Genomic DNA, 13,798 nt, shown 5'->3' on the forward strand with positions numbered 1-13,798 from the left:
GTATTAAGATTTGTTATTTTGCGCTTAAGTTTCATCAGGGGCTAAGTTTGTTTCATTACACGACAAGCAGGGATCGTATTTATGGAAAATGCAGTCAACTATGTAAATGGTAAAGTAAGAATAACATTGTGGGCATCACTGATTGCATATGGAGTATTAAATTCCATAATTTACTCTTGGTTTTTTTGGAGTAAATTCAATGTAAACATCATGCATTTTGCAACCATAAATGACTTGATGCCATTAATTATATATACAATGGCTTTGCCGTTGTTGTTAATAATTATTACGTTCCTGTTTTTGCGAGTCTGGGAATTGGTTGTTGACCATGTATTCCCAGCAATCGATGTTCTTGCTTACAGGTATGATATAAATATGCCTGCTACAATACTAATTAAGGTTATCTTGACGATATTATTTGTATTCATCATATTCTTCATTCTCCAATCAATTTACCCTTATTTTAATTTAGATATTATGCTAAATGACGATTCTGGCTTCACCAAAGGTTTGATAGGTTTTATATCTGCTATTCTAGGCTCGGTTTTATCAAGGGTTAAAACCTTTTTACCTGAGATGAAAAAACATCGAAGTGTTATTTTTTGTTTCTTTTTAGCTATTCCTGGTTTAACTTACGCTTATGCAGATGATCAAGCTGGGTTTATTTTGAAAGGAATTGATACGTTCATTATTTCATCTAAAGTAGATTGTGAGCAAAAACAAGGGGAAAAATTCAGATATATTTCTACTATATCCGATAAAACAATTGCACTTTCTCTTTTTGATGGTTCAATTTGTATTTACAAATACACTCATCTGCGATTGCAGAAAGAAGGTAAAATTAATTACTCGACTATTCCACCTTCCCAGGTCTCATACAGCATGTAATAGCTAATGTGTAACAGTTTTACAGTGAGATTTTTAAAGAGCTAAGCATCCAATGGGTGCTTTTTTAATACCTGAAATTATACTTGTCTCTTACAAGGCAACACTTATCGCCACGCTGTTGAAAGGCTTCTAGCTTTCGTACGCGCTTGGCTTGATCAGTCCGGCTACAAGCTGGAACTGTCTTGCAAGGAATCCCCGGATCGCTGCGGCACTTGTGCTATATGCCGTTCTGCTAACCTAGCGATGGTCTTAAACATCATCACCCCGGCGCATAACGAGTATCACCAATAGTAATTAGATGGTCAACACCTGTAGTGATAAAAATATCACGAGTAATGTTAACTTTATGATTCGTAAGGTGAAAAAAGATGAAAAAATAAGGAGCCGATTGGCTCCTTATTTGAAGATGGTTTCAGGCCATTGGGCCTTGACGACCTTGCCAATTATCCTGCAATTCTCATTACATTCAATGGCCTGATAGCGAGGGCTTGGATTGAGAGGTTCGAGCCAGGGTTTACCGTCTTCACGAACAAATTTTTTAAAAGTAACCTCTGAATCGTTGAATATACCAGCAACACAGAAATCACCAGGCTCAACGTCCTGTTCTGGATCTATGAGTATAAGCATTCCCTCAGGAAAGCTTGGCTTTACTCCAGGAGGCGCAGTCATTGAATGGCCTGATACCTCAAGCCAAAAGGCAGAATCACTGGCTTTAACAGTGGTTGAAACCCATTCCTTCGCGTCGCGTTCTGTGTATGAATTAACAGGGCAAAATGAGCCCGCCTGCACTTCGGTTAACAGCGGGTACTCATATACAGAGGAATGATTCCTTCCGTTCGCAATCGCCTCAAACATAGCTGATATCTCAGCTGCAAGGGATGGACTGAAATCATCGACTTTTACTCCGAGAATTTTAGCGAACTGTGCGGCATGAGTAGCGTTGATAGCATTTGTGCCATTCAGTAACTGAGCGATACCACTTTGTCCCATACCCATTTGCTCAGCCAAAGTCTCCTGTGAGAGCCCAAGCGCTTTTTTCTTGGACTCAAAGATAGCTTTTAGCCTGTTGGCGTCGGCGATTTGTTCGGCGGTCAATGGTTTCTTTTTCATTCTCATAATTTATCACCGCACGGCATAATCACCAATCACCGCTAGTGTTGACTTGTTTATCACTAACAGTGATACTCTTTATATGTAAACCACGAGGAAAACCAATGAAGATTATTCCGCTCTCTGAATATGTTTTGGAAAACGGGCAGGCTAAAACCGCTGAGGCTCTTGGGGTATACCAAAGCGCCATAAGTAAAGCCATCAAGCGTAATCGCCGGGTAAATATCCTGATAAACGAAGACGGGAAAATTGAAGCCGAGGAAGTCCGACCATTCCCTAACAAAAACAAACCTGCTGATCCTGACGTTGCCGTAACACCGTAACCCAGCAATCAGCATCACGTAACTACCAAAGGAAAAACAACATGGTAGAACCAAGCCTGAAAGAAGTAGTTAAAGCGATGTGTAAAGCGTACTCGGGTGGCCGTGAGGCTATGGCCGGTGCTCTTGGCATGTCACTAACGCAGTTCAATAACAACCTGTACGAGAAGAACGGCTGTCGCTTCTTCGAAGTGAACGAGCTGGAAGCAATGGAAGACATTTCAAACACATCTCTCCTGGCTGATTACTTCGCTCAACGACGCGGCGCTTTGCTGGTGGACGTTCCCCAGATGGAAGACCTCGATCGCGTAGACCTTTTTACCCGTGCCATGAGAACTGCAGCAGCACGCGGACAGGTTGATCAGATTATCCAGAAGGCTCTGGAAGACGGAGTGATTGAACCACATGAAGCTGAAGAGATTCACGAACATCACCGCCGTCACCTGGCTGCGCGTGAAGAAGAAATCCGCGCGATTGTCGCGCTGTTTAGCCGTAAGCAAAGCCAAAAAAAGTGACGCCCGCGAGTGTGCAGCTCCGGGCGTCTTGGCGTGTCGTATTCAGTGGAGAAACTAACGCATGAACAGTTTAAACCGATTGAGACCAGCGAAGCAATTCAGATGCCTTCCACTGGTGGGAAAAGATTCCCCGTTCGGCTATGTGGAGAGATTAAACGACCAGGCTGGTGCGAACAACTACCAGCCTGATAACGCGATGGTAGAGGCTTTTGCTCAGATGAACGAGAAGGGGCGTGAGGAATGGCTGAAGTTAACCGGCGATTCAAAGACCACTACGGGGTCCCGGTCCGTGTCATCAGATGGGAGCCACAGACTCGACGCGTTATATACCTTCGCGAAGGGTACGATCATGAGTGCTTCAGCCCTCTTGAGCAATTCCAGCGTAAATTTACAGAGTTAAAGGACGACCATGAGCCTGTTGATGCCATCCCGGCCAATAGTGATAAATCCTGACCTTGCGTACAGCATTGGCCTGAACGAGGCCATTGCGTTGCAGCAGGTTAACTACTGGCTTAAAGAAACCACCTCCGGACTGGAGCGTGACGGCGTGCGCTGGATTTACAACACCAACGAGCAATGGCTGGAGCAGTTCCCGTTCTGGTCTGAGTCTACGCTGAAGCGCACATTCACCCGCCTGAAGAACCTCGGCGTGCTCAAAGTTGAACAGTTGAACAAGTCTCAGCGCGACATGACGAACTACTACACGATCAACTACGAAAGTGAGCTTTTAGATGAGGTCAAAGTGACCAAATCGAAGAGTTCAAAATGCACTATTCCATCAGGTCAAAATGAACCGATGGAAGAGGTCAAAGTGGAACGTTCCATCGGTTCAAAACGAACCGCTCTCATCAGGTCAAAATGGACTGATGTTCTTACAGAGAATACAACAGAGAATACTACAGATATTAAAAACCCTATTTGTCCGGTTGCGGCGCAACCAGACGGTGATGTGTTGATCACCGATCAGGCTAAACAGGTTTTGGTTCACCTGAACCGGGTGACTAACTCCAAATACCAGGTATCAAAAAACTCCCTGCAAAACATCAGAGCCAGAATTGGGGAAGGATTCACCGTCGAAGAGCTCTCACTCGTCGTTGACTACTGCAACGCCAAGTGGAGCGAAGATCTAACGATGTCCGCATACCTCCGTCCACAGACGCTTTTCCAGCCTACCAAGTTCCCTGGCTACCTGAAGTCCGCGAACAGCTGGGCAAATGCCGGGAGACCAGCACGAGTTAACGGGAAATGGGTTCGCGAAGATGATGTGTTTAAAACCAGCTTCAAAACCACTGATTACAGCAAGACACCAGCGGGTTTCAGGGGGATAAACTCATGAGCTTTCTCAAAACAATTCAGCTGTTCGTGGCCAACAACCCTGGACTGACGAACAAAGAGATCGCTGCAGCACTCCCGGAGTATGCCTTGCACAGTGTTCAGCGTGCTGTATGTCGCCTTGTCATGCTTAATCGTGCTGAGCGCAAAGGCGAACGTCACAACTTTCGTTACTACGCTAAAGCGCCGGAAGGTCCTATTGGGCCTATCACCCCACGTATGCCGGTTGAGAGAGCAGAAGTAATTCCTGAGCCAAAGCAGGAAGCCGCACCAAACCCGGCAGTCATTGCGATGATGGCAAAGGCTAAAGAGTTATCTGACAAGGGACTTTATCAGCGTGCTGCTACCGTTCTGATGGAAGCATTCACTCGATCAAAGAACGAAACTTTGCGAGCCAAAATTCTCAAGGAGCGTAAGCGCTGCCTGAGTATGGTGCCGAGGGTTAAAACCACCGGTGATGGCTGGTGTTTGGCTGGCAGGGCGAGGAACGTCTGATGAAATACTCACTGATTTACGCTGACCCAGCCTGGGAATATGGCAACACCGTCAGCAATGGCGCTGCTACAAATCATTACGGCAAGATGAAGCTGATCGACATGAAGCGCCTTCCTGTGTGGGAGCTTGCTGCAGATGATGCTGTTCTGGCGATGTGGTTAACCGGGACGCACACCCGTGAAGCCATTGAGCTGGCTGAAGCCTGGGGCTTTAAGGTCCGAACGATGAAGGGCTTCACATGGGTGAAGTTCAACTCTCTGGCAGAGCAGCATATCAACAAAGCGCTTCAGGCTGGTGGAGTAGAGGATTTTTACGACTTCCTCGACCTGCTTAACGAGCAGACCCGCATGAACGGCGGCAACTACACCCGAGCCAATACCGAAGACATGCTGATCGCCACCAGGGGGTATGGACTCGAACGCCAGTGCGCCAGCATCAAGCAGGTGATTTACAGCCCACTTGGTGATCACAGCCAAAAGCCCGCAGAGGCGCGTTTCCGTCTGGAAAAACTCTACGGTGACGTTCCGCGCATTGAACTCTTCAGCCGTTGCGGTGCTCATGGCTGGGACCATTGGGGGAATCAGTCAGAATCACCGGCTGTTGAGCTTATTCCGGCAGTGGCCGTTCTAGTGGGAAAACCGGAGGAGCATGCAGCATGAGAGCAGAGTTAACGTCGCGTCAGAGTGAAGTGCTGGATGCCATAGTGCTCTACAAGGAAAGAACTGGATTCCCGCCGACTATGCTGGAGCTTGCCGGGTTAATTGGCTGCGCATCACCGAACGCTGCAGCTGAGCACGTAAAGTCACTCAACAAAAAGGGTTACATCTCGATTGCTCCTGGCGCTGCCAGGGGGATCACCGTCGTCAAAACGGAAGGGGATACTGATCCTGTAACAATAATAAAAGACCTGCTTTCTGGTGGAGAACAGGCCAGAGATAACGCGATTGAATGGCTGAAAAAACAGGGAGTGACTTTATGAAACTAGTGCTCCCGTTCCCGCCGAGCGTAAACACGTACTGGCGATCCCCTAACAAGGGGCCGTTAAAAGGCCGCCATCTTATCAGCGAGAAAGGCAGGGCATATCAGAGTGCTGCATGTGCGGCGATTATGGAACAGTTGCGTTGCCTTCCAAAACCATCATCGTCACCAGCTGCGGTGGAAATCCTTCTCTTTCCGCCAGATGCACGCCGCCGCGACATTGACAATTACAACAAGGCTTTGTTTGACGCGCTTACTCACGCTGGCATCTGGGAGGATGACAGCCAAGTGCAGAGAATGCTGGTGGAGTGGGGACCGAAAGTGCATGGAGGAAGGGTAGAAATATCTATAACCAAGCATCAAACTGCAATGGAGGTAATTAGGTGAGAGCCATACTGACACCTGAAGTTGCGCCAATGTCCGGGGTGGTGCTGTTCCGCCCAGGTAATGAATTGCTGTGGCTGTTCCGTCGTGGCCGTGTGGTGATTGAAACGCCTTCCGAAGCAGTCCAGCACTTGCCTTCTGGACTGATCCCCGAAGCACACCAGCCACTGACAGATGATGTTAGTATGCAGGCGCTTTTTCAGAACGAGCGGGTAATTCAGCGCGCTGGTGGACTTAGTAGCCTTGATGCCTGGCTGGAGCGTAAATTCGAATGTCAGTGGCCCCATAATGACTGGCATTCGAAGGACTTTACGTTGATGCGTCACGCGCCCGGAAGCATTCGCCTTTGCTGGGGCTGTGATAACCAGTTGCGTGAACAAACTACTGAAAGACTGGCAGGAATTGCCATGCAGAACCTGGTAAAATGGCTGCTCGAAAGGGTGAATATTATGCTGGGCTTTGGCGCAGACCATACCCTGACGCTGCCGGAGTTCTGCTGGTGGATGGTACGTAACGATCTTGCTGACCTTATTCCTGAATCAGTGGCTAACCAGGCGCTCAGGATTAAGCCTGAATCGCACAGTTCAGTGATGCGGGAAAGCGACATTGTGCCGTCATTACAGGCGACTGAAATCCTCCAGGAGAAAGTTAAGAAGATAGTCTCGGTGAAGGTCGATCCTGAATCACCTGAATCTTTCATGCTGAGGCCAAAGCGCCGCCGCTGGGAGAACGATAAGTACACCCGCTGGGTGAAGTCGCAGCAGTGCAGTTGCTGCAATAACCCGGCAGACGACCCCCACCACCTGATAGGCCACGGGCAGGGTGGAATGGGAACCAAAGCGCATGACCTGTTTGTGATACCGCTGTGCAGAGCGCATCACGACGAGTTGCACGCTGATCCTGTGGCATTTGAAGCGAAATACGGCGACCAGTTGGTGCTGTTATTTCGGTTTTTAGATCGTGCGCTGCAAATCGGCGTATTGGCGTAAGTGGAGACGCAAGATGATCAATCCTTCAGAAGTTGGCAAATCCGGCGAGATGGTTCGCCTTCGCACTCTCGAAAGCATCTGGGTACAGGGTAAGCTCCGCATGTGGGGCCGCTGGTCATACATCGGTGGTGGTTCCTGCGGCAACATGTTCAACCAGCTGCTGGCATCGGGGAAAATCACTAAGACCGCAATCAACGATGCGCTTCGCCGCATGAAGAAATCCGGCATCACTAAACCTGAGCTGGAAGCATACCTGCGCGAAATCCTCGACAGCAAAAACAAAAGCGGCCTGGCGTTCTGCTCGGATGAAGAGGGTCTGAAGGTGGATGGTGTTATTGCTTCGGTCCTGATGAATGATGAATACCGTGGGTTGTATGGCGTAATCGTTGACCGTCACCGGCTGCGTAAGAGCAAACTGCAGATGGCCAACGAGCTGAATGCAAAACACCCTGACTGGACACTTATCACATGCCGCCGCCGAATCGACACATGGGTAAGTTTGGCAGAATCGATCCTGTACGCTCCATTATGTGATGCGTTTGGCACAAATAGCGACAGATTTAAGTTGCAGAGTGAGCAAGAAAGTGCTTAAATTGTGTTAGGCTCGGGACAGTAAAGCGTACTGAGCAACAGAACAAAACATAAGCCCGCCATCAGTGCGGGTTTTTAATTTTTCAGATATCATCCCTTAAAAAAAGGGGATGCTATGAAGAAATATCTTTATCTGACTAAACCGGAATGGGTTTTCCCTTGGATCAGAGGCGGGGTTGTTCCTCTGTTTCAGGCCAGCACTTATCTTTCTGACGAAAGAGATGGTGTTATGACCCCAGACGAGAATTTAATTGATACATCTACGCATGACATAAAATCGCTTGGTGGTCTCATACAAGTTGAAGGTGGCGCAACTGCGGTAATTACTGATTCATTCTTTGATGGCGTCTTTTATCCTGGAACAATGATGTTCCATAGAAACAAAGAAGACGGATTAGTGCTGTGCCTTGCCAACTCAAAAAGCGCTGAAATTGCAAGAAGGCTTGGTAAGCGCGCATGTGTTGAGATAAGCAATGTTGAACATTTAAAGCGCTACCTTGATAGGCAGTTGGGCATTGAAAGTGTTATGCGAGCATGTGAGTACACTGATGGCCACAACCGAAACCACTTTTTAAAATCCTCTCTTGATTCCTGGCAGGATGAGTTCAGAATTTTCTGGCCTGAAGCAAAATCAACACGTGTTTCAATACCATCAGGTATGGCGAAAAAAGTTAAAATTTGAATGTTTGAAAAGTAATAAAAATAAAATTGGCTAAGAGCCGCTTTTTAAATCACAGGCCACCCACCAAGGGTGGCTTTTTTGTTTCCCCTCGTTCTGAGAGGACTCACGGCAATAAGAGGGGGCTCAATGTCCGATCCTGTTTCTGGCACTACGGTAGTTGCTGGTGGTTTGATGGGGGCCAGCATCTTCGGTCTGGCAACCGGCATAGATTACGGTGTGGTGTTTGGCGCATTCGCTGGTGCGGTGTTCTACGTCGCTACGGCGGTTAATATCAGCCGCCTTAAGCTGGTAGGCTACTTCATCACCTCATTCATCTTCGGCGTTATCGGCGCGCCACTGCTTGGCTCTTACTTCTCCAAATGGACGGGGTATAGCGACAGGCCACTTGATGCGCTGGGCGCGGTAATCGTAGCCGCTATTGCTATTAAGCTGCTGACGTTCGTCAACAGTCAGGATTTGGGTAGCCTGTTTGGAATTCTCTCACGTTTACGTGGTGGAGGGGCCAGCAATGGTAACAAGTGATCCGAGTGCGATGGCAAACGCAATTATATCTGCTGTTATCGTTATTGCACTGATGTTCTACCAGCGCGGCGGGGCGAGACATCGCCCTCTGATATCGCTGATGGCTTATTTCACGGTGCTGGTATACGCCAGCGTCCCTTTCCGTTACCTGTTCGGCCTGTACCATGAATCGCACTGGTTCGTGGTGCTGGTGAACGTCCTGATATGCGCCGCCGTGCTCTGGGCTCGGGGAAACGTGGCGCGCCTGGTTGACGCACTGAGGCACTAATGAACCAATCACAATTTCAAAAGGCGGCTGGGCTAAGCGCCGAGTTAGCTGCGCGATGGTTTCAGCCAGTCAGTGATGCAATGAAAGAGTTCGGCATCACCAAGCCGGTAGACCAGGCCATGTTCATTGCTCAGGCAGGACATGAGTCGTTAGGTTTCACCCGACTACAGGAAAACTTCAACTACAGCGTAGTGGGGTTGGCAAGCTTCATTCGAGCAGGACGCATCACACAAGACCAAGCTAATACGCTTGGCCGTCGACCTGAAGAACGAGCATTACCGATTGAGCGCCAGCGTGCCATTGCAAACCTGGTCTACAGTAAACGCTACGGTAACAATGCGCCTGGTGATGGATGGAAATACCGAGGGCGTGGACTCATCGGCATCACGTTCCTGGATAACTATCGTGACTGCGGAAATGCCCTGAAGGTAGATTTGGTTCAACAGCCTGAGCTATTAGCAGAGCCCATTTATGCAGCCAGAAGCGCGGCGTGGTTCTTCGCCACTAAGGGATGCTTGAAGTACTCCGGCGACCTGATGCAGGTGACGAAGATTATCAACGGCGGAACGAACGGACTGGAAGATCGTCGCGCTCGCTTCGGTCAGGCCAAAACGGTACTGGTGTGAGGTTGATATGGGATTAGAAACAATCGTCGGTATCGCTGCCCTGATAATGGCGGCTATCGCAGGTGCCTTTGGTATTGGTCACTCACGCGGTACCAGCAAAGCGGAAGCAAAAGCTGACCAGCAGCGCACCGAAGAAAAGGCCGCAGCAACTGAAGCAGTAGCCGAACGCCGGGTAGAAGCAACGAAAGAGGCCAGCAATGTACAGCAGACTGTTAACCGCATGCCTGATGACGATGTTGATCGCGAGCTGCGTGACACGTGGAAGCGTCCCGGTGGTGGTTGATACAGCCTGTGACTGGGTAAAACCAATCTACCTTACTGATCACGACATTGACGTTATGGACCGCCAGACAAAGAGGGACATCCTTGCGCATAACAAAGCGTGGGAAGCAAATTGCGAGAAAAATTGAGCCTCATCCCTGAGGTTCGGACACAGTCTCTCCTCTGGACTTAAACCTTAGCAAATAATGAGGATTCCATTATACGAATGGACAATTTTTTGAGTCAGATGATTAATTTGCAGGGAGAAGCTTGAACAAATAAGGGTGGCTCATCCTTGAGCACACGGGTAGTCCTGAACGACGACTTCACCTGACATAGCAAAGCCTGTGTAAGAGTTTAGAAAACAATGAGTATTTATCAAGGCGGGAAAGGAAAAAAGTCCCTTCCGATATTAAATCCTGCAATTCGGAAGGGAGACCAAAGAAGTCATCATTACAAGGAGAATGTAAATGTAGTCCATTTCTTAAAAATATAAATGAGCATTAAATAAATAACTCAAAAGGACTAAAGCGTGCTCTTTTCTAATGCCAATGGGTATGCGGAATGAATGATTAGCGAAGAAACTAAACAAAGCTCACAACTTTATTTTATCTGTCAGCTACATTTAAATGGCACGAGTGATTCGATATCTATGCCATACAGATGAATCCCCCTGAGCGGAGGGGCAACCAGTCACTGCTGGACGTAACGTTGCGGGTTTGCAGGGTTAAGCAAATCCACCGGGAGGCACCCGGCATCTGAATGCTTGACTAAAGGAATAGGTTAAACATCGAACTGAGTGTGAAGTAATACCTACTTACTGCAAGACCCAGCCAGTTCTGTCCGAGCTGGCTTTTTTTTGGAAAAAAAGCCCTCTCAGGGAGGGCTATAGAAGTCTCAGTTTCGTTGCTCTTTTTTATTGATGTTCCCCGGAGTTGGCATTCTCCGCATCAGAGTCATGTGTAGCCTGGCAGCCAGGCAGATAATAACAAGCGTAAGCGTGGGGAATTAAGAATTTCCTTAGATATATACAGTGAATTGGTGACTAGAGACAATGAAGCAGTAAAACGGGTTGACCGCAGCCTAAAGGCAATGCAGCAGTCATGATGCTGCCCCGAGTCGCGTAATGGCGAGCAGGTATAGCAGACCGATGTGAGGGTAAATAAGGGAACATGCTCCGGTAAAGCAGCACGAACGCCATACGCGCACCGGTTATAAGCGGCGATGAAGCGACAGCAACTCAAGGGCATGAGCGTGGCCACTCCGGGTAGTGGCAGCCATTACAAAGCCCACCTGCTGGTGGGCTTGATAATGGTTATCCCCACAAGCGGATAAGGCAACCATTATCCCCTACACGGTATAAATCGGCCTCGCACCTGCGGGGCTTTTTAATGCGCATCGCACGCGCACATCGAAGAAAGTCTTTCAGCTGTGAGCTTGGGCAAACCGTTAACTTTCGGCGGCTTTGCCGTGCGACAGGCTCACGCCTAAAAGGAAAATCAAATGCAGGTCACTATTGATGGTGTCCCGTACGCACCTGCCTGCGAAATTGCATCGCAGATTGGCATTGCAATAACGACACACCAGCGCGCCGACGTTCTGAAAAGAGCTATCGAACAGCACATGAAGCACCTGCCAGCTGGTGCGCTGGTGGTGGTTGTGGATGATGGTTCGAAACCTGCATCTGTAGTTCCCCACGGCGTGCATCTGCTTCGCCATGAAACATCACTCGGTATTGTTGCTTCGAAGAACGCCAGCTTGTCAGCCCTGATGGATGCCGGGTGCGAGCATCTGTTTTTATGGGATGATGACGCCTGGCCTATCGTTGACAACTGGCACCTCCCTTACATCGAATCACCTGAACCGCACCTCGCTTACCAGTTTCTGGATCTGGCAGGGCGCAATAAGCTGAACGACATGGCGGAACTGTACCGTGATGATAAGCATGTTGCCTACACCGGGCAGCGCGGCGTGATGCTTTACTACCACCGCAGCGCCATTGAGAAGGTTGGCGGGTTCGATGAGGTGTATGGCCGGGGCATGTATGAGCATCCTGATCTGGCGCTTCGCATTCACAACGCTGGTTTAACGTCGTGGGCGTTCGCTGATGTAGTTGGCTCTGAAAAGCTGATTCACTCAATGGACGAGTACGAAGAAGGCGCGCGCAGCATTCCGAGGCCAGAACGTGAAGCGCTCGATAAAAAGAACGCTGTGATTTACGGGCAGCGCCGGGATTCAGGATATACAGGCTATGCCGAATATAGATCTCAGCGCGACGTGGTAATCACAACGTTGCTTACCAGCCAGCCAGACCCACAGCGCGGTATGAAAATGGCGGCCGCACCTGACATGCTGACCAGGTGGGCTTCCTCGCTTCGGAACTGTGGCCGTATCGCGCTGGTGGATGAACTTCAGACGGCACCGGCAGACGTTGAGGTGTATCGCGTTCCTGACGTGAAGATGAATGTCTACTTCCGGCGCTGGCTGCATATCTGGCAGCACCTGCGCGATCATCCTGAATACCGGTTCGTCTGGTGTACCGATGGTACCGATGTCGAAATGCTTCGCGCGCCATGGGATGAAATGCAGGCTGGGAATGTTTACGTCGGTTCTGAACCGAAGACCTACGCCGACACGTGGGCAAAGCAGAATCATCCTGAGCGTATCTATCAGGAGTTCATTGAAGCGCACCGCAATAATGTGATGCTTAACGCTGGTCTGCTGGGTGGCAGCCGCGCTGATGTAATGGCGTTCGCTCACGGCATCATCCGTCTTTACTACCGGATCGAGAGTTATCGCTTCTGGAAGAAGGAGCAGTCTGGCGCTGCGGTGGGTGACATGCTGGCGTTCGGTATTATCGCTCATTCATTCGCAGGAAAGGTGATTACGGGACCTCATGTGCACACCGTTTTCAAAACTGATGGGATCGGTAAGGAGGCCGCATGGTGGAAACACAAGTGAAGTATGTTGTGGTTGGCCATCACTCTCGCATAGGTCATGCGCAACGTCTTGCCGCGCTGCTGGAAGCTAAGCTGTTTATTGATGACGGTCACCACGGCGCGAACTGGAATCATCGTCGCGCTATCGAATGGGCTGCTGAGCAATCTTGCCGGGTAGTGGTGCTGGAAGACGATGCGCTGCCTGTTTCAGATTTTACTGAACGGGTTGGCGAATGGCTTAATAGTTTTCCGGAATCCCTGGTGAGTTTTTACTTGGGAACTGGCCGCCCACCTCAGTATCAAATGCAGATAGCTGAACGGCTGATTGTTGCGGATAAGACTCAGGCTGACTACATCACACTGCCGCGGCTGATACACGGCGTTTGTTATAGCGTACCCCCTCAGCATATTGAACGAGTCCTTTCTCGATGGGACAGCAGCAAGCCTGCTGATTATGCCGTTGGTGATGCTTATGGCGGCGCAGTAGTTTATCCGTGTTACTCGCTGGTGGATCATGCTGATGGTGTGCCTGTTGAGCGTCACCCTGATTCAGCGCAACGAATAGAACGCCGCCGAGCGTGGCGAATAGCCTGAAAAACCGGCCAATTGGCCGGTTTAATTAGTTTTATCTTTTGCTGTCTGGAGTCCGTTTAACTGGTACCCATGTTGCACCAGGTTTAGAAGTTGGTGGTGCAGTATGGTTATCAGGAATGGTTGTGTAGTTATCGGTTTGGCCGCCACGCGGACCGCGTTCACGATATACGCCGCCATCGCGTCCACTAGACTGGCCAGGTTTCAAACCCATAAATACCTCCACGATATAAGCCACAAAAGTGTGGCAAATACACTTTGCAGGAAGATTCACCGTTTTCAACGTGGCGATGACTCAATTTTTAAG

Annotated in this window: 20 protein-coding genes; 18 read left to right on the forward strand and 2 right to left on the reverse strand. The window is 49.2% G+C overall.

Annotated elements, in window-relative coordinates; translation table 11 throughout:
- Window positions 1–81: 81 nt before the first annotated feature.
- Complete coding sequence (locus IM313_RS20515; RefSeq protein WP_193056104.1) at window positions 82–888, forward strand: hypothetical protein; 807 nt, start codon at window positions 82–84, stop codon at window positions 886–888.
- A gap of 396 nt (window positions 889–1,284) precedes the next feature.
- Here IM313_RS20515 and IM313_RS20520 read toward each other — a convergent pair whose 3' ends face one another.
- Complete coding sequence (locus tag IM313_RS20520) at window positions 1,285–2,004, reverse strand: LexA family transcriptional regulator (protein WP_095451039.1); 720 nt, start codon at window positions 2,002–2,004, stop codon at window positions 1,285–1,287.
- Window positions 2,005–2,102: 98 nt separating this feature from the next.
- Between IM313_RS20520 and IM313_RS20525 the strand changes: the two genes are divergently transcribed.
- From IM313_RS20525 to IM313_RS20605, 17 genes are all read left to right on the forward strand, one after another.
- Entirely contained in the window at window positions 2,103–2,321 is a 219-nt protein-coding gene (locus IM313_RS20525; protein WP_193034337.1) for a Cro/CI family transcriptional regulator, read from the forward strand.
- Window positions 2,322–2,362: 41 nt separating this feature from the next.
- Complete coding sequence (locus tag IM313_RS20530) at window positions 2,363–2,833, forward strand: YmfL family putative regulatory protein (RefSeq protein ID WP_193034338.1); 471 nt, start codon at window positions 2,363–2,365, stop codon at window positions 2,831–2,833.
- A 240-nt stretch (window positions 2,834–3,073) separates the two neighbouring features.
- On the forward strand, window positions 3,074–3,286 hold the full coding sequence (locus tag IM313_RS20535; RefSeq protein WP_126349057.1) for a DUF4222 domain-containing protein: 213 nt from the start codon (window positions 3,074–3,076) through the stop codon (window positions 3,284–3,286).
- Window positions 3,243–4,169 (forward strand): conserved phage C-terminal domain-containing protein, encoded by a 927-nt coding sequence (locus tag IM313_RS20540; RefSeq protein WP_193034339.1) that lies wholly within the window; start codon window positions 3,243–3,245, stop codon window positions 4,167–4,169. The genes IM313_RS20535 and IM313_RS20540 overlap by 44 nt, the downstream gene beginning before the upstream one ends.
- On the forward strand, window positions 4,166–4,660 hold the full coding sequence (locus IM313_RS20545; protein WP_193034340.1) for a hypothetical protein: 495 nt from the start codon (window positions 4,166–4,168) through the stop codon (window positions 4,658–4,660). Before IM313_RS20540 ends, IM313_RS20545 begins: the two co-directional genes overlap by 4 nt.
- On the forward strand, window positions 4,660–5,319 hold the full coding sequence (locus tag IM313_RS20550; protein WP_193034341.1) for an MT-A70 family methyltransferase: 660 nt from the start codon (window positions 4,660–4,662) through the stop codon (window positions 5,317–5,319). Before IM313_RS20545 ends, IM313_RS20550 begins: the two co-directional genes overlap by 1 nt.
- A complete protein-coding gene (locus IM313_RS20555; RefSeq protein WP_193034342.1) occupies window positions 5,316–5,639 on the forward strand; it encodes a LexA family transcriptional regulator in 324 nt (107 codons plus the stop codon). The genes IM313_RS20550 and IM313_RS20555 overlap by 4 nt, the downstream gene beginning before the upstream one ends.
- A complete protein-coding gene (locus tag IM313_RS20560; protein WP_193034343.1) occupies window positions 5,636–6,025 on the forward strand; it encodes a RusA family crossover junction endodeoxyribonuclease in 390 nt (129 codons plus the stop codon). Before IM313_RS20555 ends, IM313_RS20560 begins: the two co-directional genes overlap by 4 nt.
- Window positions 6,022–7,011 carry a DUF968 domain-containing protein gene (locus tag IM313_RS20565; protein ID WP_193034344.1) on the forward strand — a complete coding sequence of 330 codons (990 nt, stop codon included), beginning with the start codon at window positions 6,022–6,024 and terminating at the stop codon, window positions 7,009–7,011. The genes IM313_RS20560 and IM313_RS20565 overlap by 4 nt, the downstream gene beginning before the upstream one ends.
- A gap of 13 nt (window positions 7,012–7,024) precedes the next feature.
- Window positions 7,025–7,603: a DUF1133 family protein gene (locus IM313_RS20570; RefSeq protein ID WP_193034345.1), complete on the forward strand. Its 579-nt coding sequence runs from the start codon at window positions 7,025–7,027 to the stop codon at window positions 7,601–7,603.
- 114 nt (window positions 7,604–7,717) lie between these two features.
- Entirely contained in the window at window positions 7,718–8,284 is a 567-nt protein-coding gene (locus tag IM313_RS20575) for a hypothetical protein (protein ID WP_193034346.1), read from the forward strand.
- 126 nt (window positions 8,285–8,410) lie between these two features.
- Window positions 8,411–8,806: a phage holin family protein gene (locus tag IM313_RS20580; RefSeq protein ID WP_047362851.1), complete on the forward strand. Its 396-nt coding sequence runs from the start codon at window positions 8,411–8,413 to the stop codon at window positions 8,804–8,806.
- Window positions 8,793–9,074, forward strand: a complete 282-nt coding sequence (locus IM313_RS20585) for a phage holin family protein (RefSeq protein WP_022648766.1) — start codon at window positions 8,793–8,795, stop codon at window positions 9,072–9,074. Before IM313_RS20580 ends, IM313_RS20585 begins: the two co-directional genes overlap by 14 nt.
- The gene (locus tag IM313_RS20590) at window positions 9,074–9,700 is read left to right on the forward strand and encodes a glycoside hydrolase family 19 protein (protein WP_193034347.1); all 627 of its coding nucleotides are present in this window, start codon (window positions 9,074–9,076) and stop codon (window positions 9,698–9,700) included. The genes IM313_RS20585 and IM313_RS20590 overlap by 1 nt, the downstream gene beginning before the upstream one ends.
- A 7-nt stretch (window positions 9,701–9,707) precedes the next feature.
- Complete coding sequence (locus tag IM313_RS20595; RefSeq protein ID WP_045133827.1) at window positions 9,708–9,983, forward strand: hypothetical protein; 276 nt, start codon at window positions 9,708–9,710, stop codon at window positions 9,981–9,983.
- A 1,481-nt stretch (window positions 9,984–11,464) separates the two neighbouring features.
- Complete coding sequence (locus IM313_RS20600) at window positions 11,465–12,922, forward strand: glycosyltransferase family 2 protein (RefSeq protein ID WP_126349047.1); 1,458 nt, start codon at window positions 11,465–11,467, stop codon at window positions 12,920–12,922.
- Entirely contained in the window at window positions 12,904–13,494 is a 591-nt protein-coding gene (locus IM313_RS20605; RefSeq protein WP_126349046.1) for a hypothetical protein, read from the forward strand. Before IM313_RS20600 ends, IM313_RS20605 begins: the two co-directional genes overlap by 19 nt.
- 31 nt (window positions 13,495–13,525) lie before the next feature.
- Here IM313_RS20605 and IM313_RS22635 read toward each other — a convergent pair whose 3' ends face one another.
- Window positions 13,526–13,705, reverse strand: coding sequence for a hypothetical protein (locus IM313_RS22635; RefSeq protein ID WP_072031907.1), 180 nt, complete (start codon window positions 13,703–13,705; stop codon window positions 13,526–13,528).
- Window positions 13,706–13,798 lie beyond the last annotated feature (93 nt).

Source organism: Enterobacter cloacae complex sp. P2B (assembly GCF_014895985.1).
Classification (GTDB): Bacteria; Pseudomonadota; Gammaproteobacteria; order Enterobacterales; family Enterobacteriaceae; genus Enterobacter; species Enterobacter bugandensis.